This window comes from Leucobacter sp. M11 (assembly GCF_035726885.1).
In the GTDB taxonomy this organism is placed as follows: Bacteria; Actinomycetota; Actinomycetes; order Actinomycetales; family Microbacteriaceae; genus JAPFRB01.
On the sequence record NZ_JAPFRB010000006.1, the window covers coordinates 159999 to 161282 of the forward strand.

Sequence of the window (1284 nt, forward strand, 5' to 3'; positions counted from 1 at the left end):
TCCTGGACTGGGCCGAACGCTCGGGGGCGGTGCTCCTCGAGGACGATTACGACAGCGAGTACCGGTACTCGGGCGCTCTGCTCCCCGCGATCGCCTCGCTGGACGAGGCCAGCCGCGTGCTCCACATCGGCAGTCTGAACAAGACGCTCTCGCCCTCGGTGCGCTGCGGGTACCTGATTCTGCGGGGGCGCGGCGAGCTTCGCGAGGCGATCTGGGCGATCCGGGGCAGCCTCGGCCCGACGGTCTCGGCGGCGACCCAGGCGACCCTCGCGGAGTTTCTCGCGAGCGGCGGATACCGCCGCTACGTCGCCCGGACCCGGCGCGAGTATCGGCACCGCCGGGAGGCCGTGCTGGACACCCTCGGCGGGCTCGGGGCGGCGGCGCGGCTCACCGCGGTCGACGGCGGCCTGCACGCGGTGCTCGAGCTCGGCCCCGGCATCGACGCGGCGGCGGCCCAGCATCGCCTCGCCGGGCGCGGCGTGCGCCTGGAGACGCTGGCGGACCTCAGCGCGGACCCGGGCCGCGGCGGCAACGCCCTCGTGATCGGGTACGGGGCGGAGCCGGTGACCCGGTTGCGCCGCGCGCTCGGCGAGATCGCGGCGCTCGTTCGCGAGGCTGGGTCGCAGCCCCCGGTCGCTCGCGCCGAGCCGTGAGCTGAGCGGTCAGCCTGGCCCGCAGCCGAACAGCGACCCGAGGGCCAGGCCACCCCAGGCCGCGAGGACGCACAGGAGGGTGACCCCGAGCGCGTTGCCGAGTGCGGCGCGGGGGCTACCGGCGGCAATGAGGCGGGCGCTGTCCACGCTCGCCGTACTCAGCGTCGTGTAGCCCCCCAGGACGCCGACGCCGAGCACGCTGAGCCAGTCCGTCGCCCCCGGCATGCCGGCCAGCGCCCCCGTGACGAGGCCGAGCAAGAGGGATCCCGTGACGTTGACGACGGCGATCCCCCGGGGGAAGGGGCGGCTGCCCGGAGCGGCGGCGCGGGCGGTCAGCGCGGAATCGACGAGGAAGCGCAACACGGCCCCGACGCCGCCCCCGAGGGCGATGAGCGCGAGGAGGCCGGGGGAGGGGGGCGTCACGCGCGTCCCCCCGGGGCAGCGGGCCCGCGCCGGGCGCCCAGCCGGGCCCCGCCGGCCAGCCCGAGCGCCGCGGCCGCGATACCGAGGCCCACGTTCGCCGCCGCGGTGCCCAGGCCGAGCGCGAGGCTCTGCTCGCTCAGGCGCACGGTGTCCACGGCGACCGCGCTGAACGTCGTGAAGCCTCCGAGCAGGCCAACGCCAAGCAGCA

Annotated in this window: 2 protein-coding genes and 1 pseudogene; 1 reads left to right on the plus strand and 2 read right to left on the minus strand. The window is 76.7% G+C overall.

Annotation, left to right across the window (positions count from 1 at the left end; translation table 11 throughout):
- A pseudogene (locus tag OOT08_RS17825) lies at positions 1–653 on the plus strand (PLP-dependent aminotransferase family protein); the annotation flags it as partial.
- Positions 654–662: 9 nt separating this feature from the next.
- On the opposite strand, the gene OOT08_RS17830 reads toward OOT08_RS17825, so the two are convergent.
- Both OOT08_RS17830 and OOT08_RS17835 read right to left on the minus strand, forming a co-directional pair.
- Entirely contained in the window at positions 663–1076 is a 414-nt protein-coding gene (locus OOT08_RS17830; RefSeq protein WP_325094200.1) for a fluoride efflux transporter FluC, read from the minus strand.
- The coding region (locus OOT08_RS17835) for a CrcB family protein (RefSeq protein WP_325094201.1) at positions 1073–1284 on the minus strand (212 nt) is incomplete at its 5' end. The genes OOT08_RS17835 and OOT08_RS17830, both read right to left, overlap by 4 nt.